This is a genomic window from Paenibacillus sp. DS2015, from assembly GCF_050433705.1.
Lineage (GTDB): Bacteria > Bacillota > Bacilli > Paenibacillales > Paenibacillaceae > Paenibacillus_AQ.
Genome location: NZ_JBNPWS010000002.1, coordinates 94636 through 119262, shown reverse-complemented (window position 1 = coordinate 119262; position 24627 = coordinate 94636). Strand labels below are relative to the sequence as shown.

General features: G+C 39.7%; 21 protein-coding genes. 7 read left to right on the top strand and 14 right to left on the bottom strand.

What is annotated here, in order from left to right; translation table 11 throughout:
- Window positions 1-32: 32 nt before the first annotated feature.
- Window positions 33-2183 (bottom strand): (Fe-S)-binding protein, encoded by a 2151-nt coding sequence (locus J2T13_RS02370; protein ID WP_429367960.1) that lies wholly within the window; start codon window positions 2181-2183, stop codon window positions 33-35.
- Between the two features lie 81 nt (window positions 2184-2264).
- On the opposite strand from J2T13_RS02370, the gene J2T13_RS02365 reads away from it, so the two are divergent.
- From J2T13_RS02365 to J2T13_RS02350, 4 genes are all read left to right on the top strand, one after another.
- On the top strand, window positions 2265-2846 hold the full coding sequence (locus J2T13_RS02365; RefSeq protein WP_429367959.1) for a TetR/AcrR family transcriptional regulator: 582 nt from the start codon (window positions 2265-2267) through the stop codon (window positions 2844-2846).
- 23 nt (window positions 2847-2869) lie between these two features.
- Window positions 2870-3640, top strand: a complete 771-nt coding sequence (locus tag J2T13_RS02360; protein WP_429367957.1) for an electron transfer flavoprotein subunit beta/FixA family protein — start codon at window positions 2870-2872, stop codon at window positions 3638-3640.
- A gap of 21 nt (window positions 3641-3661) precedes the next feature.
- Window positions 3662-4636, top strand: a complete 975-nt coding sequence (locus J2T13_RS02355; RefSeq protein ID WP_429367956.1) for an electron transfer flavoprotein subunit alpha/FixB family protein — start codon at window positions 3662-3664, stop codon at window positions 4634-4636.
- A 178-nt stretch (window positions 4637-4814) separates the two neighbouring features.
- Window positions 4815-5456: a 3'-5' exonuclease gene (locus J2T13_RS02350; protein ID WP_429367954.1), complete on the top strand. Its 642-nt coding sequence runs from the start codon at window positions 4815-4817 to the stop codon at window positions 5454-5456.
- Window positions 5457-5586: 130 nt separating this feature from the next.
- Here the strand turns inward: J2T13_RS02350 and hflC are convergent, their stop codons facing one another.
- The 9 genes from hflC to J2T13_RS02305 all read right to left on the bottom strand — a co-directional run bounded on the left by hflC (window position 5587) and on the right by J2T13_RS02305 (window position 16229).
- Window positions 5587-6453, bottom strand: a complete 867-nt coding sequence (hflC, locus tag J2T13_RS02345; RefSeq protein WP_429367952.1) for a protease modulator HflC — start codon at window positions 6451-6453, stop codon at window positions 5587-5589.
- Window positions 6450-7493 carry an FtsH protease activity modulator HflK gene (gene hflK / locus J2T13_RS02340; protein WP_429367951.1) on the bottom strand — a complete coding sequence of 348 codons (1044 nt, stop codon included), beginning with the start codon at window positions 7491-7493 and terminating at the stop codon, window positions 6450-6452. Before hflK ends, hflC begins: the two co-directional genes overlap by 4 nt.
- Window positions 7494-7640: 147 nt before the next feature.
- Window positions 7641-9002, bottom strand: coding sequence for a 3-phosphoshikimate 1-carboxyvinyltransferase (gene aroA, locus J2T13_RS02335; RefSeq protein WP_429367949.1), 1362 nt, complete (start codon window positions 9000-9002; stop codon window positions 7641-7643).
- Entirely contained in the window at window positions 8959-10197 is a 1239-nt protein-coding gene (locus J2T13_RS02330; RefSeq protein ID WP_429367947.1) for a Coenzyme F420 hydrogenase/dehydrogenase, beta subunit C-terminal domain, read from the bottom strand. Before J2T13_RS02330 ends, aroA begins: the two co-directional genes overlap by 44 nt.
- A 33-nt stretch (window positions 10198-10230) precedes the next feature.
- Complete coding sequence (locus J2T13_RS02325) at window positions 10231-11412, bottom strand: glycosyltransferase family 4 protein (protein ID WP_429367945.1); 1182 nt, start codon at window positions 11410-11412, stop codon at window positions 10231-10233.
- Window positions 11413-11429: 17 nt separating this feature from the next.
- The gene (locus J2T13_RS02320) at window positions 11430-11864 is read right to left on the bottom strand and encodes a hypothetical protein (protein WP_429367943.1); all 435 of its coding nucleotides are present in this window, start codon (window positions 11862-11864) and stop codon (window positions 11430-11432) included.
- 34 nt (window positions 11865-11898) lie between these two features.
- Window positions 11899-13929 carry an alpha-amylase family glycosyl hydrolase gene (locus J2T13_RS02315; RefSeq protein WP_429367942.1) on the bottom strand — a complete coding sequence of 677 codons (2031 nt, stop codon included), beginning with the start codon at window positions 13927-13929 and terminating at the stop codon, window positions 11899-11901.
- Window positions 13916-15064, bottom strand: coding sequence for a DUF1611 domain-containing protein (locus J2T13_RS02310; protein ID WP_429367940.1), 1149 nt, complete (start codon window positions 15062-15064; stop codon window positions 13916-13918). The genes J2T13_RS02315 and J2T13_RS02310 overlap by 14 nt, the downstream gene beginning before the upstream one ends.
- Before the next feature lie 19 nt (window positions 15065-15083).
- On the bottom strand, window positions 15084-16229 hold the full coding sequence (locus J2T13_RS02305; RefSeq protein ID WP_429367938.1) for a DUF1611 domain-containing protein: 1146 nt from the start codon (window positions 16227-16229) through the stop codon (window positions 15084-15086).
- 203 nt (window positions 16230-16432) lie between these two features.
- Between J2T13_RS02305 and J2T13_RS02300 the strand changes: the two genes are divergently transcribed.
- Entirely contained in the window at window positions 16433-17341 is a 909-nt protein-coding gene (locus tag J2T13_RS02300) for a LacI family DNA-binding transcriptional regulator (protein ID WP_429367936.1), read from the top strand.
- A 45-nt stretch (window positions 17342-17386) separates the two neighbouring features.
- A complete protein-coding gene (locus tag J2T13_RS02295; protein WP_429367934.1) occupies window positions 17387-18661 on the top strand; it encodes an MFS transporter in 1275 nt (424 codons plus the stop codon).
- Window positions 18662-18953: 292 nt separating this feature from the next.
- Here the strand turns inward: J2T13_RS02295 and hisB are convergent, their stop codons facing one another.
- Complete coding sequence (gene hisB / locus J2T13_RS02290) at window positions 18954-19538, bottom strand: imidazoleglycerol-phosphate dehydratase HisB (RefSeq protein ID WP_429368309.1); 585 nt, start codon at window positions 19536-19538, stop codon at window positions 18954-18956.
- Between the two features lie 364 nt (window positions 19539-19902).
- On the opposite strand from hisB, the gene J2T13_RS02285 reads away from it, so the two are divergent.
- Window positions 19903-20121: an XRE family transcriptional regulator gene (locus tag J2T13_RS02285; RefSeq protein WP_429367932.1), complete on the top strand. Its 219-nt coding sequence runs from the start codon at window positions 19903-19905 to the stop codon at window positions 20119-20121.
- 202 nt (window positions 20122-20323) lie between these two features.
- Here J2T13_RS02285 and J2T13_RS02280 read toward each other — a convergent pair whose 3' ends face one another.
- The 3 genes from J2T13_RS02280 to J2T13_RS02270 all read right to left on the bottom strand — a co-directional run bounded on the left by J2T13_RS02280 (window position 20324) and on the right by J2T13_RS02270 (window position 24341).
- Complete coding sequence (locus J2T13_RS02280; protein WP_429367931.1) at window positions 20324-20611, bottom strand: hypothetical protein; 288 nt, start codon at window positions 20609-20611, stop codon at window positions 20324-20326.
- A gap of 4 nt (window positions 20612-20615) precedes the next feature.
- The gene (locus J2T13_RS02275; protein ID WP_429367929.1) at window positions 20616-20912 is read right to left on the bottom strand and encodes a DUF2089 family protein; all 297 of its coding nucleotides are present in this window, start codon (window positions 20910-20912) and stop codon (window positions 20616-20618) included.
- A 786-nt stretch (window positions 20913-21698) separates the two neighbouring features.
- Window positions 21699-24341, bottom strand: a complete 2643-nt coding sequence (locus J2T13_RS02270; RefSeq protein WP_429367927.1) for an adenosylcobalamin-dependent ribonucleoside-diphosphate reductase — start codon at window positions 24339-24341, stop codon at window positions 21699-21701.
- Window positions 24342-24627 lie beyond the last annotated feature (286 nt).

Below are 24627 nucleotides of genomic sequence, written 5' to 3'. Positions count from 1 at the left end.
TTCTACTCTCCTCCAGTTCAGATCATTTCTATTTAACGGATGGGATGGTCCCCGAACACGGATTGCTCTAAGATTTCTGCAATATCCTTTGCTAAGACCTGTTCTTCCACTTCCTTCATCTTGGTACCATCCTCCATCATGGTAAGACAGTAAGGACAAGCACTACTAATGACCGTTGGATTCACTTCCAGCGCCTGTTCCGTTCGCGCCAAATTCACTCGCTTACCAGACGTTTCTTCTAACCACATCATGCCTCCACCAGCGCCACAGCACATTCCGTTCTCGCGGGAGCGCTGCATTTCTGCTATTTCCACTCCAGGTATGGCTTTCAGGACATTCCGTGGTTCATCATATACGTTGTTGTAACGACCAAGATAACAGGAATCGTGATACGTAATCCGCTCTTTCACTTGATGTCTTGGGTTCAACTTTCCTACTTGAATGAGCTGGTCGAGCAGCTGTGTGTGATGGTATACTTCCACTCCCTCCAGTCCAAAATCAGGATACTCGTTCTTCAATGTATTGAACGTATGTGGACAGGCCGTCACGATCTTCCGCACACCGTGTCTCTGGAAGATTTCAATGTTCTCCATACATAGTTGTTGGAACAACATTTCATTGCCCATGCGGCGTGGAGTATCCCCTGAGTTCTTCTCCTCATTCCCTAGAATGGCGAAAGAAATGCCAGATTCATTCAATAATCGGGCAAGTGCTCTGGAAATTGAGCGACTTCGAAGATCGTAGGAACCCATTGATCCCACAAAAAATAAATATTCAAAATCAGGATTCTCCTTCACCGTTGGTACCTGAATCCCCCCGATGTCTCCAGTCCAAGAAGCACGGTCATTGCGATTTAATCCCCACGGATTCCCTTGTCTCTCTATGTTCTGCATCGCACGTTGCCCCTCATGAGGAATACTGCCTTGCATTAAGACCAAATGTCTGCGCAGATCAATAATTTTATCAACGTGTTCGTTACTTACTGGACATTGATCTTCGCAATTGCGGCAGGTCGTACAGGACCATAACTCCTCTTCTGATATGACATCACCGATAAGCTCTAGTTCTTCAGGTTTCTTGACCTGTGTGATCCAAGTTTTCTTATGCCAATCAAGTGTTGGCACGATATTCGTGATACTGCTATCGTTCACAGCCCATTCAACAGGATTCTTCTCCACTCTTACTAGTGCATGAACTCCACTTGTAGCAAATAAATATGGAGGCACCCAAGGTGACTTACCTGTTATTGCTGTTCCTTTCTCCACCATGTGATCCCGTAGCTTCGTAATGAGATGCATGGGTGATAACACTTTACCGGTACTACTCGCTGGACACACATCCGTACAACGCCCACATTCCACACATGCATAGAAATCGAGCATTTGTTTCTGCGAGAAATCCTCAATCTTACCCACTCCGAAAGTCTCCGCTTCTTCATCTTCCAAATCTAACTTTGTGAGCCGACCTACAGGTTCACTTCGACGGAACCAAATGTTAAGGGGGGCCGTCATAATATGAAAATGTTTCGACTGCGGCACATAGACCAGAAATGACAAGAGAATCAGTAGATGCATCCACCAGAATCCAATAAACCAACCATACGCCGTAGAACTTGAAATTCCCGTCAAAGCTAACGCAATAATGGAGGAAATCGGAGAGTAACCACTAAATGCTAGCTCCAACCACAACCGTTCGAAACTTAAACTCAGCACAACAGATACCATCAAAAAGAAAATGAAAAAGACAACAATGCTAGGCTTCCAACCGTTCTTCAATCGTGTCAATTTCTCACCATAACGACGATAAGCCGCATACCCCATAGCAAGCAATATTAAAACCACCGTTACTTCCTGCATGAGCCCAAATACGTCATACCCCGGAATCGGTAAATGTTGACCCGCAGTTAAGCCTTTTACGATCAGATCCAAAGCACCCATCTGTAAAATAATGAACCCATAAAAAATAACCATATGCATCAATCCACTCTTCGGATCCTTCATTAATTTCTTCTGCCCGAACACCTGTGACAGAAACTCTGCCCATCTCCCCTTACCCCGCCGAAAATCCGCCGTTCCTCCACGCTTCAGGTACAGATAGCGATGATACACTGCTTTATAGAATAAAAAGATGCCGTAACCGCTTACCAGCAGAAACAAAAGGAAATTAGCAATCTGCCACCCCATCTCTTCTCATCCTTTCTGATTATAAAAAAAATGAATGAGGACTCATTCATTTTTCATACACTAACATTGAGGTGTGTCTCCATGACAAGTAAAAAACACGAGAAATTTGAACTGATTCTGGAAGCTGCGTTAAAAGTTATGGCCGAGAACGGTTTTCACGGATCTCAGATATCTAAAATTGCTAAAGAGGCAAGTGTAGCAGACGGTACTATCTATCTTTATTTTAAAAACAAAGAAGATATTCTCATTTCCCTATTTCAACAACGATTAGGTCATTTGATCAGCATGTTCAACAGCAGTGTCCGCGAAAGTAGCTCGGCCGAAGATGCGATACGTAAAATTTGCGAGATCCATTTCACAGAATTGGAACACAACGTTAACCTCGCCTATGTCACTCAGATCGAACTCCGCCAAAGTTCGCTCGAACTCCGAAAATCCATTGGTCTAACGGTGAAACCCTACATCCAACTGATCGAGAACGTTCTAGAGCAAGGAGTACAGGAAAAGTTATTTCGACCTGATCTCGATATTAAGTTAACCCGTTTGCTAATATTTGGGGGCATGGATGAGGTTGTTACCTCTTGGCTTATCTCTGGCAGAAAATATTCGTTATCCGCTCAGGTAGACAAAACGGTGGAATTTTTCTTGAGAGGCTTGAAATAATGGTTAGAAAGGGGCTTTGTCAGATGAATATCTATGTCATCCTCAAACAAACGTTTGATACGGAGGAGAAGATTGTGATTCACAATGGCGATATTTCCGACGAAGGCGTTAAATATGTCATCAATCCCTATGACGAATATGCCGTCGAGGAAGCTATACGCCAAAAGCAACTGCATGGAGGCAACATCGTCGTCGTCTCCATCGGACCCAATCGCATAGCAGAAGCGTTAAGGACCGCCCTTGCCATGGGAGCCGATGAAGCCGTGCATATTTCCGATGACCGGATCGGCAGTGACGAGTTCAGCATCTCCAGCGTCTTGGCTGCATATTTCAGCAAGCAATCTTATGATCTTATTCTCGGGGGTAATTTCTCTATTGATAACGGGGGCGGTCAAGTCGCCATTCGGTTCTCACAGCTACTCAACATTCCGCATGTAGCTTCGATCATCAAGATCGACATTATGGGAGCTCAGGCCGTCGTTCTTCGTGACTCTGAAGGGGATACCGAAACGGTCGAGGTTACTCTTCCTGCCCTATTCACTGCGCAGCAGGGCCTGAATGAACCACGGTACCCATCGCTACCCGGTATCATGAAGGCTAAGAAAAAACCATTTCACCACCTCACATTAGATGAATTAGGTCTGACAGAAGCCGAAATCAGTGCCCGGACGGAACGGCTCTCCCTCTTCCTTCCACCTCCGCGTAAGTCAGGTCAAATTTTACAAGGTGAGCTCAGCCAACAAGCTTCCGAGCTTGTTCATCTTCTTCTCCATTCCGATGTGAAAGCGATCTAATCCAAGAAAGGGGATGCCCATATGAATAAATCATACGTTGTCATCGCTGAAGTACGCAGCGGGAAGTTACGTCAGGTTACTTTAGAAGCACTTCAAGCTATTGCTATCGCTAAAGAGGATGGAGATCTAGTTGCCGCCATTATATTAGGACATCAGATTTCACATATTGCCGAACAGTTATCCCAGTACGTTAGCGGACAAATACATGTCATCGACCATACAGACTTGGAAATATATAATGCCGAGAGTTATTTCACTGCTATTCAGCAAGTATTGGACACTTTGAATCCGCATGCCGTTTTCTTAGGACACACCGCTACAGGGCGTGACCTTGCCCCGATGATCGCAGCGTATTTACACGCAGGACAGCTCTCAGATGTGATTTCCATTGAAAAGTCTGAAACGGAGGTTCGATATACTCGACCTCTATATGCGGGTAAAGCCTTTGAGCAAAAAAAGTTTACAGGTGGTCCCCAAGTCGTTACGGTACGACCCAACAATATCGCTGCGACTGACCCCCTCGACTCGCAAGCGGAGATCATCACAATCGCCTATTCTCCTCCCTCATTGCTTCGCACCATCGTAAAAGACATCATTCGTAAAACTTCGGGTAAAGTAGATCTGACAGAAGCTAAAATTGTCGTATCTGGTGGAAGAGGTGTTAAGAGTATCGCTGGATTCAAGCCCCTTCAAGAGTTGGCTGAAGTGTTAAATGGCGCGGTTGGTGCCTCTCGCGGAGCATGTGATGCGGGGTACTGCGATTATGCCCTGCAGATCGGACAGACTGGCAAAGTGGTCACTCCTGAAATTTACATCGCCTGTGGAATTAGTGGTGCTATCCAGCATTTAGCCGGTATGAGTCAATCTCGTATCATCATCGCCATCAACAAGGACCCTGAAGCACCGATATTCAAAATAGCTGATTACGGTATTGTCGGCGATTTATTCGTCGTCGTTCCACTCTTGACGGAAGAGTTCAAGAAGGCTTTGGCTTGAAATGATCATGACCCATAGCTACTCCAATGAGAGCTATGGGTCATTTTTAATATATGGAGATAGCTACGTTTTATATTTGTATTTTCTAGTATGGCACTATAGTATTAATATAGTATTAATAGAGACACACACATATAGCTATTCTTATCTGATACGAATAATAAGGAGTTCTTAACTTATGGATTTTGTTGCAATTGACTTTGAAACTGCGAATGCGAACCGATCCAGTGCCTGTTCTCTAGGCCTTGTTGAAGTCCAAGGAGGCATCATCACCTCAGAACATGTCTGGTTAATCGATCCAGAGCAGCCTTTTGACTATCGAAATATACAGATCCACGGGATCACTGAATCTATGATCTGTGGAATGCCCACCTTCCATGAGCTGTGGCCAACACTTGAACCACTCTTGCAAGGGAAGCAGGTTGTTGCGCATAATGCTTCTTTTGATATGAGCGTTTTACGTTACTGTTTAGATAAAGCTGTGGTAGATTACCCTACCTTTCAATATTTCTGTACTTATTTACTAAGCAAAAAAATGTTGCGAAACGTATCCTCCTACAAATTAAATGTGATTGCTGAACATTATGATATTCCCCTCAATCATCATGAAGCACTAGATGATGCTCGTGCATGTGCGAAGATTCTATTGAAACTACTAGAACAGGAACAGCATCCCGATCCAATGAAACTCTCTTTATCCCAGGGTTGCAAGATAGGGTCGATGTATGCAGGAGGTTATACCCCCTTCTCGGCTCCGGCAAAGAAACGTCCCAAGAAACCATCGCCAAGAAGTTTCTTCTCAGCTACGCCTACATTATAACTAGAAAAGAGACAAGCGACTGGAATATCAGTCGCTTGTCTCTTTATAATCTAAATCATATTTATTCGTGATGTTCATGAGAAAACCTCATCGCCCGCTCCGAATCAAGCGGCTAGAACGCGGTCTATTGTTATTCCTGACCTAACAAAATTTTCGTATAAGGTGAATCGATGGGTAACATGATGACAGGTTCATTCTGCAGCGTCACCACATAACTCTGTAGTGTCCGGTAGAAGCTATAAAACTTTTCATCCTTACTATATGCCAGATTATAGATACTTGCCGCTTCTCCCTCGCCCTCCGAAATAATCTTCTTGGCATCGGCTTTCGCTTGGGCAAGTAGCTCAGTCGAGGTACGATCCGCTTTAGACGTAATTTTCCGTGATTCCTCGTCACCTTCGGACAAATAACGAGCAGCAATAGATTGACGATCGGAGATCATACGGTTATAAACGCTTTGTTTATTTTCCTCTGGCAGGTCGGTACGCTTGATACGTACATCAACCACTTCAATACCATAATCATCTCTCGTTAAAGCTTCAATAACGTCCTTCGTTATCTCATCATTGATATTACCGCGTTCTGTATTTTCGCTGATGATATTCTCGTAGTTAACTTCTGATAATTTACGACGAACTGAGTTATATACGGCTTCATCTATTCGTTGAATACCGCCACTAACCGATTGAACGGTTCTTAAAAATTTCGAAGCGTTATTAATACGCCATACGGTGTAATTATCAACGACAATCGGCTTCTGATCCTTCGTAAGTATGGTCGTAGGCGCGCTTTCATAAGTCATCTGATATTTCGGGAGAGTCGAGACATTCTCCACAAACGGGATTTTGAACTTTAATCCTGGCTCTGGTACCGCTCTTATCGCTTCACCAAATCTAAGAACGACCTTATACTCTCCTTCTTTGACAATATACATAGAACCCGATGCTAAAATAAGTATAAGTACGACTGATATGATTGCTATCCATTTGTTCTTCATTGTGTATCTCCTCCTTTGGGAGTCGTTGTTGCAGGTGGAGTTGTCGTGGTAGTTGAACTATTTGAACCACTGCGCAGCAGCTCATTTAATGGCAGGTAATTCACAGTATCGCTATTCGAATTTGTGATGAAAATTTGAGCATTTGGCAGAATTTTTTCTAAAGTCTCTAGAATCAACCGACTTTCCGTAACATTCGGATTATTCTTATACTCTTTGTATATCGCATTAAATTGGGCCACATCACCTTCTGCATTCAATATCCGCGACTTTTTCTCACCTTCCGCGTTCTCAAGCAGGGCTTGTGCCTCGCCTCTAGCCTTCGGAATAAGATCATTCTCATATTTGGCTGCATTATTAATTTTAGTGTTTTTCTCTTCCCGTGCATTCGTTACTTCACGGAATGCTTCTGTAACCTGACCACTCGGAGGCTCAATATCTTGGAATTTAATGTCAATAATTTGGATGCCAGTATTATATTTAGTCTGCAACTCCAGTAGTTTCACTCTAACTTTGTCTTGAATGACTGTCTTACCGTCTGTAATAGCGTAATCTAGTTTCTCTGAGCCGATTACTGCACGGATCGAGGAGCTTGTTGCATTACGCAGAAATTGCTCTGGATCATCGATATTGTATAAATAATCGCGAATATTACTTATTTTCCACTGAACGACTGCATCCGCCGATACGATATTTTCATCTCCCGTAATCATCATCGCTTCTTCTTCAACGGGAATCGATTCATTTCCCTCTAGACGATAACCGATGTGTATCCGTTGCGTCAGCTCTGCTGGCACTGTAATAACCTGTTGAATCGGATAGGGCCATTTGAAGTGTAGTCCTGCTGAGGTCTCCGTCGAATACTTACCAAATGTTAGTATGGCAGCTCGCTCTTGTTCTTGCACCGTGTAGAATGATGATGATCCCACAAAGATAATAATGAATGCCGCTACAATTCCGATAATTATTTTCTTATATGCTCCTGGCTTTAACTCCGGCATTTTCCGATCACTCATACTTTGCTTCAGATTCTCGTTATCCATGAAACCCAATAATATCTCTCCCCTTCTAAACAAATGTATCTACAGGGGATAGTACGTGAAAGTGAGGAAAAGGTTACCACTATTTTAAAATACAGAAGTCTACATGAAAAGATGCAAAGATGTTCTTGGGATGTGGATTGCCCAGAATCATAAAACTTCTATATCAGCAAATTGGGCCATGTCTTGTAAAAAATCAGGATATGATACCGAGATACAATCGCAATTTCGAATGATAGAGGGTTCATTCATGCTGCTAGCAAGAACTATAGCCATCATAGCCATACGATGATCCCCATAACTATCAACTACTGCAGGTACTAACGTTTTACCTCCATTTATCCTTATTTCATCACTATCATAGGTCACATCAATTCCAAATTGCGTCAAGACCTTTGCTGTTGTTATAATTCGGTTAGTATCTTTATCTTTTAATTCACTGCAATCTCTTATGATGGAAACACCATCTGCAAATGCTGATACGGCTGCCAATAAAGGCACTTCATCAATTAGACTTTGGACAAATTCTACTCCATCCACATAACTTGGGATAAGAGCATTAGCAGGAATACAAGAGATATCAGCTATCGGCTCATTAGAAATAAGCATTCTTCTCTCACTAAAAGAAATATTCAGGCCCATTTGTTGCAGGGCGGTCACGAAGCCAATCCTAGTTGGGTTAACACCAACACCTTTGATTAATAAGTTCCCTTCTAATTCATTACTACGGATAGTATACGCGGCTAATAAAAAGGCAGCAGATGAAATATCTCCTGGAACGACTACTTCTTTACTATTGAATTCATTCCCACCTACAATAGTAGTTATATTATCGTGTGAAACTATATTAACCCCAAAATACTCCATTAACCGTTCCGTATGATCACGGCTTTGGCACATTTGTTTATATTGGGTCATCCCCTTAGTAGAGAGTCCTGCAAATAGAATAGCTGACTTTTCTTGCGCACTTGCAACTGTTGCTTCTACATGAATAGGTTTTAAAGGGAACGCGCCAATCATTTCTAAAGGCAAACAACCCTCAGTGCCTAGATGGGTAATATTTGCACCCATTTCTTTAAGCGGTTCTACCACCCAGTCCATAGGTCTTGTGGATAACATTGAATTGCCTGATAGTTTAACTTTGAATGGATAGCTAGCTAACACCGACATAATCAGCCTTGCGGAAGTCGCTGTATTACCAATGTCGAGTCTTTCAATAGATGGTTTTAAACCACGTAATCCTACTCCTTGAATAATCAGATCATTATCATCCCATGCAAACTTTACCCCAAGCTTGTCCAGAATACTTATGCAACTCTCGATATCCCTTGATCTTAGTACATTTCGTACAGTCCCTCTACCGTTAGCTATTGAATTTAGTATTATAGCCCGCTGAGATATCGACTTATCGCTCGAAACTGAATTAAAAACAATATGTTGTTTTGATTTATTCGACTTCACTTGAATATCAAACGAGGTTTGAAGTTCTGTTGTTCTCCGTACCAATGCCATTTTTTATCACCTCATCATCAGACATTATTTCCGAGTACATCATATCTCCTCCAGGAGGAAGTGGAATTTTTCTACTACTGTTTTCAGCATAACTACGGTAGCGTTGTCGTTTCCGCTCAAGTCCAAGGTTATTTTCAAAAACGTATGGAAATAACTCGATGGAATCATTCTGAAGTGCAAGTCTAATTAATCTTTCTCCCATTTCAGTACGTACCATTATTGTCGATGTAGGCTTAGAAGATTTCTCAGTTCTACTCGAATCAAAAATATTGGGATCTCCATCTGCGATTGAAATATCTGCTAAACCGGACCACCAATCAGCGCAAGATAAACATCTAAATGTTTTAAATTTTTTAAACTCTTCTACTAGTCTGTAGAATGGTAAGGAATGTTCAATACCATCCTTAGTCCTCACAACAAACTTTCCTGGATAGGCTCCATCTCGATACCTCATATAAACAACATCATCCAAATTAACATTTAATATTTCAGTTATTAAGTGTTCCGTTCCAGCACTGGACGTATTCGATGCACACCCTAGTTCCATTGTAAATACGACCTTTTCAGCAAGTGCAGCGGCGTTGGAATCACCTGGTAAATTCAAGAGTTTATTTACTCCTTGGATTTGACAGGGTACTCCAATAATCCCTACTCTGTGATATCGAGGATCCTTTAATAACTCAAGGTTGGGTGTAATACAGTAGCTGGATTGAGCGCATTCAATGACCTTTTCTATAGAATCTGTAATGTAGGCTTTGGGAATCCACGGACGTTCCTCATCTCTACCTACAACAATCATTGCGTCAACAATATTCTCTTCCAAAGCAGTAATAGCAAGGATTGTTCCTGCTCCACCCGCTGCCACTTTATCGATAATTTGATGATTCTTCGTCGCTAACTGATGAGTAGATCTATAAATTCCTACCCAACGTTCCTCCTCAACACGATTTCTACCAAATATTCTAAGTTCAGACTCAGTAGTTTCTGTATCGAATCCCGGACAAATATCTGAACACAAATTACAAGTACCACAAATATCTAATGACTTCGAAATATGATCTTGAAACAAAGGTAATGGGACCGCATCATCACTCATGGATAATAACTCCTTGGGGCAAGCTGCTATACACAAGCTACAGGACGTACAGAGATCATGATCAATGATATTTTCTTTCAAGTTTAAAAAAGACACCATACCGATTCCCCCGTTTCTAAAAAATACTTGTCTTTAAATACTTACCGCGTCTACCATGTGATACACTTCTTTCGTCAATATGGAAATATTCTTCCAATCATAGCGAGATACAACTGTTCTTCTACCCGCTTCGGCAAAAGTTTGTCTGAGTGCTGGATCATGAAGTACCCTTAATAAATAGTGTGTCAGGGCATGAACATTCCCTGGGGTAAATTTAAAACCATTTATATCGTGATTAACTATTTCTGAGAGACCTCCAACATCTGACACAATTACAGGCGAACCACTTCCCATGGCTTCAATGGCGACTATACCGAATGGTTCATATAGACTTGGAAAGACACATACATCAGCAATTTTCAATAAATGACTTTTCTTGTCATCTTCAATGAAACCAACAAACATTATTTTTGAACCTAGATCCGATGCAAGAGTCTTAAGTTCAGCAGTCATAGGCCCTCGGCCAGCAATAATAAACTTAACATCGGAATCGTGATCAAGAACTTCTTTGGCACTTTCTATTAAGATGTGCACTCCTTTTTCTTTTACGAGCCTACCTATAAAAAGTACTATCTTTTCTTGAGGAAGTGCATATTCCTCTCTTCGACATGAATGAGGGTCCTGCATCGTTAGTGATTCTATATCAACTCCATTAGGAATAACTCTTATGATGGATTCGTGTATTCCATGTATTTGGCAAACCTCCTTTTTCATATGGGAACTGCACACTATAATATGATCTGATTCTTCTGTAAGATCGTGTTCTATCGAATGAATATTCATTTGAAGCGGCGTAAATAGGCCATTGTTTCTTCCATATTCCGTGGCATGAATCGTTGTGATTAGTGGTATATTCAACTGTTTTTTCAGTAGAAGCGAAGCAAATCCTACTAACCAATCATGAGCATGAATGATATCAAACTTAACCCCATTATTGATTAGACCTTTAACATAATTCACAATGGACAAATTAAATTGGAGCACCCAATCCAAGAAGTCATGGACGTTTTCATACGTAGTAACTCGATGAACATGTACTCCATTTTCGATCTCGTGAACTGGACGATTGGGAGCTGAATTTGTAACAATATGAATCTCCGTATTCTCATCTTGTAATTGTCTAGACAATTCATAAACATGCGGTGAGATTCCCCCAATAATAACTGGAGGATATTCCCAGGAGATAATCAAAATAGAATATTTAGAAGACTTCATAATATCCCTCCCAACATTTATTTGTCAGACAAAGAATAACCGTTAAAATATTCCCACCATCTATTTTGTTCTATTAATGGAATACTAGATCGATTCTTCAGAAAGGAATATGAATCAAAACTATCCACCTTATTGTCATCGAACACTTGTAGAATATTGGATCGATAAATCGTTACATATGTTTGAATATCATCTTTTACAATACCGAAGTCCGCGTAAAAAAAATGATGATGTATATGGGGAATTCGCATGATTAATGGTTCCGAATCTACTTCCATTGGAAACAAATACTGTGTGAATTTATATTCGAATGAAAGTGCAGTTAATCGAACGGACCGTTGTAATTGCATCCATGATTTATTAAAGTGTTTCGAAATCATGAACTTCATCTCTTCATCAAGGGCTGTATGAAAAATCAAACTAGCATTGCTATATACTAATCCTTCAGCCACGTCTCACATCTCCTCAAATAAATGGACAGAACAATCAATCCTGCCAATCTACTAGTATTTCACTTATTCCTTCCATAGGAGCAGTAAAGGTATGTACACCGCCACCCTCCCATTTCACAATCCCCGAGGCGTATTTCTTCAAGAAATTAAACTCTACTTCGTATCCTGCGGGTACACTTACGTCGTAATACCAAGTAGGATATCGATACACAATACTATTGAAAAATGGACCGATAGCCTGATTGGAATCCCACTCACCGAGCTCAAACAGATTTCCAGATAAATACACGTCAGAACCATACTCAGTAATTGCATTAGTCACCACAATTCGCACGGTTACTGGTACGGCTGTTAACATACTCAGGTCGGATAATATATTACTTACGAACCCATCTCGAGTTGTTACTTTTATGGAATGATAACCTGGTGTTACCGCAGGAATCTCAGGAATCCTCACCACGATACTTTCTGAGTTCCATGAAATAACTTCAACAGCATTATTGCTGATATCAACGTATCCTTCTTCTTCTCCTAAATGCATACCATGAATGACTAATGTACTTCCGGGCATAGCTACTCGAGGAGAGAAGTGCGTGATTGTAGTACAGGAAGTCGTCTCTGATACCGATGAGTAAATGGAAACCGTTAATGGTTGAAGAGCACTCGAAGACAATTTCCCCTCACGATCTACCGTTATTCCATCTGTAGGAAATATCTCCGTTAAAGAACTCAAATAACGGCCGCTGGGTAAGGAAGTATTCAGATCTATAAGTTCTTCACAAGTCTCATTGAGATTAACTATGACAAGCACTACATCGGATACATAGGTCCGTTCAAAGACTAATACTCTTTCACTAATATGAAGCACCTTCATAGCTCCATAACATGTAGCTATATTCTCTCGCCTTAAGCGGTTAAGTTTAGATATTATTCTATAGGCTGCCGTTGTTTGGCTAAAAGAGTTCATCATTCTGCGATTATCTGGATCATTCTCACCGGTCATATATTGCTCTGTTCCATAGTAAATCAACGGAATACCTACAGATGTAAGTAGTAAGGACAAGGCAATATCGGTAAAACGAGTGTCCGTATTTCCCTTTGTAAACCTGCTCATATCGTGATTATCCAAGAAGATAACTTGATCGTTTGGCCACTTATAATATTCGAAGGATTCATCTATCATATTAATAAACTGACTGAAGCTCACATTGTCTAGTAATACCTGTCGTAGAGAATGACTGTACATAAAATGTAGTAGGCTCATACCATTTTCATTTGCGAATTCTGAGTTTACATGCGAACCTTCATGCTCAAGCAAAAACCATTCCCCGAATATAAATGCTTGCTTTCTGCTATAAATAAATCCAGATAATGATTTCAGCCATCCAGGCGGAATATGCTTAGCCGCATCTATCCTAATTCCATCAACTCCTAGATCTAGCCAAAATTGAATTCCTTCACGTAGTATTTGATCAATTGTGGGATTCATGTGATCCAAACTGGCAAGATCATATAAATTTCGATACAGGGAATTTTCATAATTCTGAAAATCTGTTCCACCATTATGTAGAAATATACGTTCAATATCTTCTGAATACTTAGCAACGAGTTGACCCTTATGATAAAGCGCACCATTCTCCATGTAATTCGGCTTCAGTTCAAGGGCAGGAGAGGTATGGTTTGGTGTGAAATCTATGAGTACCTTTAGGTGATTCTGATGAGCCACCTGAATTAGCTCTAGAAATTTGTCGAGTGAGCCAAAATAAGGATTGGGTTTCATGAAGTCCCTTGGCCAATAACCATGATAAGACGCTGTACCCTCCTCATCTTCCATGCACGTATGAACATTCTCTACAGGTTGAGAAATTAAAATTGCCCTTACACCTAATCCGGGTATATATCCATCCTTGATCTTTCTAATAATACCTTCCCAGTCGCCACCCAAATATTTTCTTAAGTTCAATTTATCTTTGCTAAATAAGTCACTATTTGCATAGTTATCATGATCTCCATCATAGAAACGGTCCGTTACAATTTGATAAATACTGTGTCTAGAATCCAGCATATTCGCTCTTATCGAATACCAAGGTATCTACTTCTATTATATTTTCCTTAATCTTTGACACATGTTCTATAAACTCAACATTGATGTCGAACTTATCTTGTAATTCTTGTTTGCGCGACATTCTCTGTTCATAGGTGAAATTGACATATTCTCCGTAGGATACTTCAACCTTATCTGGTAACAACAGTACAATGGGGCGTTTTGAGAAGATTCTTAGTAATTCTAGCGCATCATGGATTTGTTCATCATCGCTATATCCGACAATTAGCAAATTGTAATCAGGGTCAAAAGCTTTCAACATCGCAAAACGCAGTGAATTAAAGGCAATATTCGAAGTTGGGAGTATAGAGCTTTGACCGGCCATTATAATCCATTCAAATCCATCTTGTTCAGCTCTATTCATAATAGTGTCTATATAATATGGATATTTATCGAGAGGCCTATGTGCTAGAAACTTAAAAATGTCACCTTCTGGCTGATTAAATAGATAACCTGTAGGTTCCGTAATGAGTGCGGTTACCTTTATACCCGATTTTTTGAATTCTCTATACAAACCCAATTGTGTCGTAAACTTACCGATACACCCTCTTGTTGCAAAGATACCAATTCTCTTAATTTTTTTGGTTCTAGCAAACATAGTATATTCGTTCTCAAACTGCTTCAAGTAATTATCGATCATAGTTCCACTTGTATCATACTTATTGTCAACTTCACTTAATAGGGAGTCACTAAAGCCATGAAACACTTTAATTTCAACATGATTTGCATTCATCCAGCAGATCGTATCTTTATCATAAATTTCGTGGACACTCACCACTTGTATTCCTTTAGAGGAAGCATCTAATACTATGTCCCTCCACAACGATAGAAGATCATGTTCTTCGAATACTTCTTTGTTGCCACCGAAATAAGTACCAGGATCATTCAGGATCAAGGTGTCGATGTCTTCCAACCCTTGACTCATAGAATTATGGATACATATATTCGCAGTTGTACCGTCAATAATTTCGCCTGTATCCTCGCCGCTTTGAAATACAAAATCAATAACGGATACAATTTCAAAATCCAGCAGATCACGGAATCTAATTAACCCCTGAGTTATCTTATTAAATGGATAAAGAGCGACTCTTTTCATACTATTCCCTCCCTATTGATTATGAGTTAATATATAGTTTTCGCTCTATCAATTTACCCGTCAATTGGCTTATATCCAGAACACACTCGACATGATCTACATTGAATGTATATTTAAGGTATTCCTTACGTTGTTCAATTTCTTCTTTCGTTTTTATAATATATTGATTAAAATCCATTTCGATCTTATCGGGAATTAATAAGGCAAAAGGTTTACTTCTATTCCCACCGTAAATCCGTAATATATCCATACAATCTTGGATCTCTTCATCGTCATCATATCCCACAACCAACAAAGTCACATCGGGCTGAAAGGCTCGTAGATAAGAAGTTTTAGTAGCAGCAATGACAAAGTTGTGGTTTGGTAATAATGAGCCTTGCCCAGACAGTAAAACGAAATCATTATCATTGTGTTCTGCCTCTCGAACGGCTGCGTTGATATAATAAGGATATTGATCCAATCTTTTTTGAGAAATGAATTTCATAATGTCGCCACCTGGTTGATTAAATAAAGATGCCGTAGGTTCAGAAATAATAGCTTGAACCTTTTCTCCTGCATTTCTTAATTCTCGGAACAAAGTCATTTGCGCTGTGAACTTACCTAGACAACCTCTTGTTGCAAATATCCCCACCTTACAAATATTTTGATTATAATTAGACATGATGTTATCAAGATTGAAATAATTTAAATAAGTGGATACTTTATCCTCTGGAGAGGGAAAGACATATTCTTCATTCAATCGTTGCTCCAAGGAATATGGAATTTGTGGATCTACATCTATTGTAATTTCATGGTCTTGTAACCACATAAGACTTTCTTCGTCGAAAATCTCATGTACGCTCACGACTCGGACATTTTTCTCATGAGCTGATAATACTAGTGTCCTCCAAAGTTCTTTTAAATTATATTGACTATACACCCCTTGATTATTACCAAATGAAGTCCCTGGATCATTTAAAATCAAGGTATCTACAGCACTAAGCGCTTCTTCAATATTATCAGTAATAACAATACCTGATGGTTTTCCCTCGATAATTTGACCCGCATCTTCATTGGTATTAAGGACAAAATCAATAATAGACGTTATTGAAAAGTCCGTAAGATCTCTAAATCGAACAATTCCCTGAGTAATTTTATTGAATGGATATAGAGCAACATTTTTCACACACACGCCCCCTTTATTGTAATTTTTTAACATTTATATGATTGATTTATAGATTACAATATTTAGTATATTTTATCAATATATTTTATTTTTAATATTTTAAGGTAAATTAACTCTATATCTATTGACTCACTATCTATTGAGATGCTAGTCTTTAAGATAATATAATGATAAGGGTGACCTGTATATTGAAAAAGATAACGATGAAAGATATTGCTCAGCGGGCTAATGTTTCTATTGCAACGGTAAGCTACGTTCTAAACAATGTAGATAATCAGAGCATACCCGAAACCACACGTTATAAAATTTTACAATTAACAAAAGAGCTTAATTACATACCTAATCTCACTGCCCGCTCACTTGCTAAAAAGAAAACGGGACTGATAGGGATCCTTATTAATAAATCTCCTAATATGCCCTACTGGAAAAGGGGAACTTATCTCTCATTTGTTGAAGATTTGGAACAATTATTGACCTCAGCAGGATATCATACGCTTCTATTTTCCTTAGATTCAACCCATCCCTTTCTTGATATCATTGTTGAGAGAAACCTAGAGGCTGTTATTCTAATTGATGTTAAAGATGATATTTTCTACTCCATATCTTCTAACTTTGTTGAAGGCGTTCCTTTGATTCTCGTTGATAGTTTAGTTGAAGATAACTTATTTAAACAAATTAATTATGATTTCCATTCTGCTTTACAATTAGCTCTATTAGAGAATGAAGATCCCTCACAAGTATGTTTAATCATGGAGAACTATAATAATTTATCATTGGTTAGCCATATCCTCGAAGGAATCGACCTATCAGAAGATGCCATTTTCGTTATTCATGATCTTTCTGAATTGGAGTCCTTTTCCCAAAATAACCCCTTCACAAAGGCCATTGTCATAAATGAATTCATTGGAAATTATATCGAGAAATTAGATGTGTTTACGGATATAACTGTCATCTGCACATGTAATTGTCCAGAAATCCTCCAAAGAAATACGCAAAAAATTATATTCAAGGAGAACAAATCTGCTACTGCCTTTCGTTTAATTGAACATCTTTTAAAAAATATTGACTACACTGCAACAGGTACTAATAGATATTATGTAGAAGTACAATAGTTTTTTTGATTGTAACTTAAACGCTTAAGCGAAAGGGATGATTGAATGGATTCACAGATTTCAACTGTCGCAGTCGGGCAAACTCAAGGCGCAATAAAACCTATGCCTACAGTATGGAAAAACAAGCAATTTCTAATGTTATTATTTTCTTATGCTATTTCTATATTTGGTAATACGTTTCACAGTATTGCATTAAATTTATGGGTTCTACAGGTGACCGGTAGTGCAAAAATGATGGCGGTCATTGTTATAACAAATCTTGTACTAAGTTCCTTGTTAGGATCTATAGCTGGAACGTATGCTGACAGAATAAATCGCAGAAAAATAATGTTAACGACCGACTTAATAAGCTGTGGGCTGGTCCTGATCATTGGAGTTTTAATTTATTTACCGAATACACCCTTTTTTCTTATTGTCATATTAACAGGACTTGTCACAGCTTCATCCTTGTTTCAATCTCCTGCTTATCATGCATCACTTATTAATGTTGTTGGTAAAGAGCACATTCAGAAGGCCGTTGGTTTAATTAATATATCGGAAAATATTTGTAGAACCGTAGGCTTTTCGGCCGGGGGTATTTTCGTGATCGCATTCGGAGTATCAAATGCTATTTTCTTTGACGGGATAACCTTTTTAGCTTCATTTTTTCTAATTTTATTCGTTGGTTCTTTGCCCACACCTTCAAGAACTAATCAATCTAACAAAGAGAAAAAGAAATTTATCGAGGATTTAGTTACGGGTGTTCGCTTTATTTGGAATGATCCCTTTGCGAAAGCTGTAATCATCTTGTTACCTACACTCACCCTTTTCTTTATGCCTTCGCTAATGCTGACTCAAGTCATGGCTATCAAAGTGTGGAACGCTAATCCATTTCAATTTGGACTCATGGAAGCCTGTATTCCACTCGGATATATGTTAGGATCAGGATTGATTTTTTATTTAGGCACCAAAATAAAAAAACGAGGTAAACTAATCATGGTAAGTTTACTTTTAATTGGTCCTATGTACATCCTTCTATCCTTCACTTCCACCGCTTATACAGCCATCCCCACAATTCTCATCATTGGATTCATGTTTTCATTCTGTACATTACTCATTAACATCATTCTTAGGCTCGAAGTCTCCGAAGAACTCCAGGGACGGGTGTTTGGAGTATTAGGCTCGATCATGAGCGTTGCTCCCTCAGTTGGTCTAGCTATTGCATCGTATTATGCTGATATTTTCAGTTCTACTTCTGTCATGTTCTCTATTGGAGGTCTACTTCTTTTCTTCGGAGTATTCGCAGTTATCAAATTAAAAGTGATAAAAGGATATGATTGAATCAATTTCATAAAAAGAGACAAGCGATTCTGATATTCCAGTCGCTTGTCTCTTTTTCCGGCTGCTCATGACAGCATTTCGATATTTAAATTGATAAATTCAAATGAAACTCCCCCGCAGTAGTACGTTATAGATGATGTACCGAAAGCGCCCTTGCAGGATGTTTTTTTATGTTATTGAACTAATAAACTATTATTGCACTAACGTGTCCCGTTAGCGTAATCGTCAGATGTCCAATGAAACAAATTCCTCCCCCATAATTTTTTACACGTAAGCGTCTATACATATTTTTTCATAATGATAACGTACCCTTCGTAGACGGAATAACATCGCCTGTTATCCTAATTGCTTTCTTCAACGCATCGCCGAATGCCACGAAAATCGCCTCATTTATATGGTGTGTATTTCTGCCGTATTCCAAATTGATGTGCATGGTTATCCCGCTATTATGTGCTACAGCGAGAAAAAACTCTTCGGTTAATTCGGTTTCAAACTCGCCTGCTCGTGTTGACGGCATTTCCACGTTAAACACTAAAAAAGAGCGATTAGATATACTCAAATCCACTAATGCTAAGCTCTCATCCATAGGTATACGTGAGCTACCATAACGGTTTATGCCTTTTTTATCCCCTATAGCCTTTTTGATTGCTTGCCCCAAGCATATTCCAATGTCCTCAACCGTGTGATGCCCATCTATCTCTAAATCACCTTTGCAATCCACATTTAGTTTTATTCCTGCCCTAAAAGCAAAAAGCGTGAGCATATGGTTAAAGAATCCAATTCCCGTGTTGATGTTGCCTTCACTGTATTCATCGAGATTAAGCTCCAGTTTAATTTCTGATTCTTTTGTCTTTCTGTTAATTAATGCCTCTCGCACCATAACAAACTCCCTTCTTAACTGAGGTATTGCCTTTTGGTATTGCTAGCCGAATAAATTAGATTAAGACCACATCCTTTATCACTTTACTTCTCTAATATATTACCGCGATAAAGTAATAATGTAAAGTAATGTAAGTCAGCCGCGCTATTCTACCCGTTAGCTAAATGGGCTGCCGAGGCCGATTATCATTAAAGTTTAGTAATATCGGGCGCTGGACGGAGAGGTATCCATCAAGAGTGCCTGGGATGGGCACTCTGTTTACGCTCACGATTCCCGAGATCCAACCCGGGGATGAAGCTTAAGCGGAAAGGAAATCATAAGATTCGTTGGACGATTCTTTTCTGAGAGGGGCATATTCATATTGAAGTACGAACTTGGCCGTTGCCTGCTAGAGGAAAGGCTTCAGGAAGCAGGAATACCGCTGGAACGGCTGGCGCTTGAATTGCGGGTGAGACGGGAGCGGCTGGATGACTTTATCGACAATAAAAGAGTGATGTCTCTTAAGCTCGCAATTTCGATCGCCGATACGCTTCAGTGCGAGGTGCGTAGCCTGTACGAATTAACATCTTCCTATGTCTAATTATAGGCAGTTTTTCTTTTGGCCAATAACCAACAATCAAGGATAACAAAACCTAAGTCCTGCCCGTTAACATAACGAAGGCGGCCGAATCTTTTCCGGTTGCCTACATTGTGTATTATGGAGCTATCGTGTCCCGTTAGTTGAACAACTTCAATTTCAATTTTTTGCGCATACATATTATTAATCTTCTATACTGGTTTACTTATAAATCTTTCGCTTTAATTTTATTGAGTTCTCTCTTTCTTTCTTTTGCTAAAGATTCTCGACCTTTTATCCAAGCTGATATAAGTAAAACAGTTCCCCCAATGGATGCACCTAGTATATTTTCTGTGGACCTTTCACTAAAAAAATCAATAATGTACCCATAACTAAACAATCCAATATAAATGACTGGTAAAACTGCACCTACAAAGACAGGTCCACGTTTAGAGATAAAATATTGTACAACTAAAATCCCTACTGCGATAACAAACTGAATAACATGTTCCATTTTCTTAATCTCCCTTCTCTGCTTTATATTTAGCAATGATTATTTTTGCGGTTTCTAAACTGAGTTCCTCATCAATCACTAAATTTTTAATCATGTTCACGAATACTACATCATCTTCCTTACTATGCAGCTCAATCTTCTTAATTAACTTATCTAACATCGCACGCACAGTAGGGTAAGATACATCATAATCATTGGCCATGTTTTTCAATGATCCAGAGTTTAAGATAAACTTTCTAATGAACTCCAAAGATTCTTTATCCAATGATAATACCCAAGATGGAACTTCTCCTCTTTCCATTTAACTCCCCCTTTTTTTAATTATATTAAACTAATTTTTAATAATATTCAATAATATATTAAATATATTTATTATCTTTAATTTTCTTTAAAAAATACTGAGTCTATCCCTTAATAGGTTAAGTAGTTTGTAAAGTGATTATTATTGTGTAATTTCTGCTCATAACCTTTATTATTTCATACCATACTTATATACTTTTATTACTCATAACTGCCAGTTAGTTTAATAAAGCATAGTCAGTCTACAACTTTATCTTTCAGATTAACACTTTATTTTCTCAACATTTATTACCTACTTACTCTACTTAACTGCTCATTTGCTCTAACAACAAAAAAGAGACATGACAAAGCATGCTCCTCAAAAATTATATCCTGTGATCTTAATAAAACAACTGGTCTAATGTATGCTATAACATAAAAGACCTTGCTAGCACTAACACCGGCAAGGTCCTTTATGTATTTCTTGAAAACCGCTCTTTATATCAGTAATTGAATCTTAATGGAGATTATATTGATTTTAGAAACGGTATAGGCTTCCTTAGCTATTGCCATCGGACCTTTAAGTCTTGATACAATTACACCTACAGAACATTAGATCTGTAAGCTCAACCATTAGTATTTTTATCATAATTTATGAACAATTATTCAATCCTGCATTTTTGTACAAACGAATGAATAAATTTAGCTTTTCTCAATTTATGTGATCCACTTTTCGCAGCTGTTGCGGTAGTTTTCGCAGCTTTCGCGATCCATCACAACAGCAGCCCCAAGTCCAGCACACCTCACCCTACGAACACTTACTATACCCACAGTTACTACACGTCTTACATCCTTCGATGTTAATCAGTGAAGCTGTACCGCAAGCCGGGCACAAGTCACGAGAGGTTTGCGACGAGGCTCTATGACCAGTGTCTTCCGTACCATGATCCTCAACTAATGTTCTCTCAAGGGTAGGTGCTACGGGTGCTGGATCGTGATCATATCCACGTCCTACACCACTCTGCACATGGGATTCTAATGCTTTTGCGACGGCGTCTGCGATCGATTCTACGCGGTTCACACCAAAGCCAATAGCTCCGGAACCGCCGATTCCCTTGAGGTGCTTAATTAAGAGTTCCACCTTATATCCATGATCTCCATAGCGAAGGAATAAGGAGCATACGCGACCCAATGCCTCGGCCATAGCGAATACGTCCGATCCAGCTTTCCCTACATTCAAGAAGATTTCGCTAGGTATCCCCTCAAGATCGTTGATTGTAATATATGCCATTCCGAATGGCGTATTCACCTTATACGTGGCGCCACGTAGAACTTGTGGACGACTCTTGTACTGCTTGTCCACAACTTTCTTTCCTTGTGGCTCAACGATCTGAGCGGCTGTAAGACTTCCACCTAGCGATTCTAGAGCAGCATCTTCGCCTGCAAAGTGATCCGCCACTTGCTGTTCGGCTTGCTGTTCTGTCTCCTCTACTAGCACCTCTACCTCTGCTGATTCCTTCTTGCCTGTGTTCAACACTTGTACATCCCGGCTACCATCACGATAGATCGTTACGCCTTTGCAACCCAGATCGAATGCCATCTCATAGAGCTCTGCTGTCTCTTCTACGGTAAAGTCGGAAGGACAGTTGGCTGTTTTTGAAATAGAGCTATCTACCCAACGCTGAATGGCAGCTTGTACACGAATATGATCTTTGGCTGATAGATCCATCGAAGTTACGAAATAATCCGGCAATTCCTGACCGGGATGTGCTTCAAGCCAGTCCTCAGCAATCGGTACGAATTGCTCGTCATACCCTAGACGACTTTGACGATAATATTTGAATGCGAAATACGGCTCAATCCCAGTTGAAGTCCCTACCATTGTACCGGTACTCCCTGTTGGCGCTTGAGTAATCACTGTGACGTTACGCATTCCCTTTTCTTTAATAGCTTCGCCTACTTCTGGGAAGGCTTCTGTCATATTACGCATAAACCCGCTTTGTAGATATTTCTCAGCATCGAATGCTGTGAATGAACCCTTTTCTCCAGCAATTTCAGCCGATGCCAAATAAGCTTCTCGAGCCATAAAGGCATATATTTGATCAAGGAATTCCAATGATTCTGGACTACCATAACGGATGTTCAACTTAATCATCAACTCTGCAAGCCCCATTGTACCGAGACCTACACGACGCTCATTCTTCTGGTTTTTCTCATTTTCTTCAAAGTGATAAGGTGTCTTATTAATGACATTGTCCAAGAAGCGCACGGAATAACGAGTCGTTGTGGCAAGTTCATCCCAATTCACATCATGTTTGTCTTCATCGTAGAACTTCGATAAATTAATCGCAGATAAATTACAAACACCCCAAGCAGGTAATCCTTGCTCTCCACAAGGGTTTGTACAAATAATCGGATTAAAATACCAGCTATTAGACATATCATTATAATGTTCCATGAACACTATGCCGGGCTCAGCAGATTTCCATGCGGCATCAATAATCGTATTCCAAATTTCACGAGCTTTCACCGTCCGATAAGGAATAACTTTTCGTCCAGCCTTTTTCCACTTCTCTAAGTCGCCATCCCATACTTCATTGTAGTCAGGCTCTGTCGTATCCGGAAATACTAATTCCCAATCTAAATCTTCTTTAACAGCCTTCATGAACCCGTTACTTATACAAACGGATAGGTTAGCATTCGTTACTTGTCCCATCGTCTGCTTCACCGTTATAAAGTCTAGTACATCAGGGTGCCAGTCATTAATCATCAACATGAGCGCTCCACGTCTACTCCCGCCCTGTTCGATTAAACCCGTGGTATAGCTGAACAATCCTCCCCAGGATACAGCGCCACTCGATGAGCCATTAACTCCCTTTACAATAGATCTACGTGGACGAAGCGATGACAAATTAATGCCTACACCACCACCACGTGCCATGATCTCTGTCATCTCCGAAAGTGTGTTCATAATACCACCGCGGCTGTCTTTTGGAGAAGGCACAACATAACAATTAAATAAAGTAAGTTCTTCACTCGCACCAGCGCCTGCCGCAATCCGTCCCCCAGGAACAAGCTTCCAGTCGTCTAGCAAGTAACGGAATTTGTCTTGCCATTCTGCTTGAAGTTCAGGTGTTTCCTCAACAGAAGACATAGCCTTCGCCAAGCGATCCCACATTTCTTCCGGTGTCTTCTCAATATTCAAAGTTAATTTCTCAACATCAGACTCTACCAGCTCGCCACTGCGTGTTTTTACGGTTACCCTTCTACCCTCGCGCTTAACAATTTCGCCAACTTCCTTCGTAGGGAATTTAGGATCATCCTTCGTCAGGACCAGAACCACATCCCCTACCTTAGCGTTATTAGTGTCCGCATCCTTCCACGCGTATCTATCCAGAAATATCTTCTCACTTAAGCCTTCTAATCGGCGTGTATGCTGTAAATTACTCAAAAAAACACCCTCCTATTAATAGTACTCATGAATTAAAGCCCAAGATTCCAAATCAATATATTACAATATATTGTGCTCAGATTATTATACTACACTACATATTGTAACTCCATCCTCTATTTGTGAAATTAAAGTTAACAAAATTTACTCGCAGTATTCCTCCCACCTTACATTTAATCTTCAATGCATAGGATCTACAATGCTACGGTAGTATATAAAAGAATCTGATGGTTGACGAAGACTTAGCCAGTAATATCAGAAAATATGTTTAGAAAAACACAAAATG

What these genes read in the sequence shown, in the direction of transcription:
- J2T13_RS02315 (WP_429367942.1), bottom strand. Translation starts at nt 13,929, where the DNA reads ATGCTGGATTCTAGACACAGTATTTATCAAATTGTAACGGACCGTTTC.
- J2T13_RS02330 (WP_429367947.1), bottom strand. Translation starts at nt 10,197, where the DNA reads ATGGTGTCTTTTTTAAACTTGAAAGAAAATATCATTGATCATGATCTC.
- J2T13_RS02295 (WP_429367934.1), top strand. Translation starts at nt 17,387, where the DNA reads ATGGATTCACAGATTTCAACTGTCGCAGTCGGGCAAACTCAAGGCGCA.
- J2T13_RS02360 (WP_429367957.1), top strand. Translation starts at nt 2,870, where the DNA reads ATGAATATCTATGTCATCCTCAAACAAACGTTTGATACGGAGGAGAAG.
- J2T13_RS02370 (WP_429367960.1), bottom strand. Translation starts at nt 2,183, where the DNA reads ATGGGGTGGCAGATTGCTAATTTCCTTTTGTTTCTGCTGGTAAGCGGT.
- J2T13_RS02350 (WP_429367954.1), top strand. Translation starts at nt 4,815, where the DNA reads ATGGATTTTGTTGCAATTGACTTTGAAACTGCGAATGCGAACCGATCC.
- J2T13_RS02365 (WP_429367959.1), top strand. Translation starts at nt 2,265, where the DNA reads ATGACAAGTAAAAAACACGAGAAATTTGAACTGATTCTGGAAGCTGCG.
- J2T13_RS02300 (WP_429367936.1), top strand. Translation starts at nt 16,433, where the DNA reads ATGAAAGATATTGCTCAGCGGGCTAATGTTTCTATTGCAACGGTAAGC.
- J2T13_RS02280 (WP_429367931.1), bottom strand. Translation starts at nt 20,611, where the DNA reads ATGGAACATGTTATTCAGTTTGTTATCGCAGTAGGGATTTTAGTTGTA.
- J2T13_RS02310 (WP_429367940.1), bottom strand. Translation starts at nt 15,064, where the DNA reads ATGAAAAGAGTCGCTCTTTATCCATTTAATAAGATAACTCAGGGGTTA.
- hflK (WP_429367951.1), bottom strand. Translation starts at nt 7,493, where the DNA reads ATGGATAACGAGAATCTGAAGCAAAGTATGAGTGATCGGAAAATGCCG.
- J2T13_RS02355 (WP_429367956.1), top strand. Translation starts at nt 3,662, where the DNA reads ATGAATAAATCATACGTTGTCATCGCTGAAGTACGCAGCGGGAAGTTA.
- J2T13_RS02325 (WP_429367945.1), bottom strand. Translation starts at nt 11,412, where the DNA reads ATGAAGTCTTCTAAATATTCTATTTTGATTATCTCCTGGGAATATCCT.
- aroA (WP_429367949.1), bottom strand. Translation starts at nt 9,002, where the DNA reads ATGGCATTGGTACGGAGAACAACAGAACTTCAAACCTCGTTTGATATT.
- hflC (WP_429367952.1), bottom strand. Translation starts at nt 6,453, where the DNA reads ATGAAGAACAAATGGATAGCAATCATATCAGTCGTACTTATACTTATT.
- J2T13_RS02275 (WP_429367929.1), bottom strand. Translation starts at nt 20,912, where the DNA reads ATGGAAAGAGGAGAAGTTCCATCTTGGGTATTATCATTGGATAAAGAA.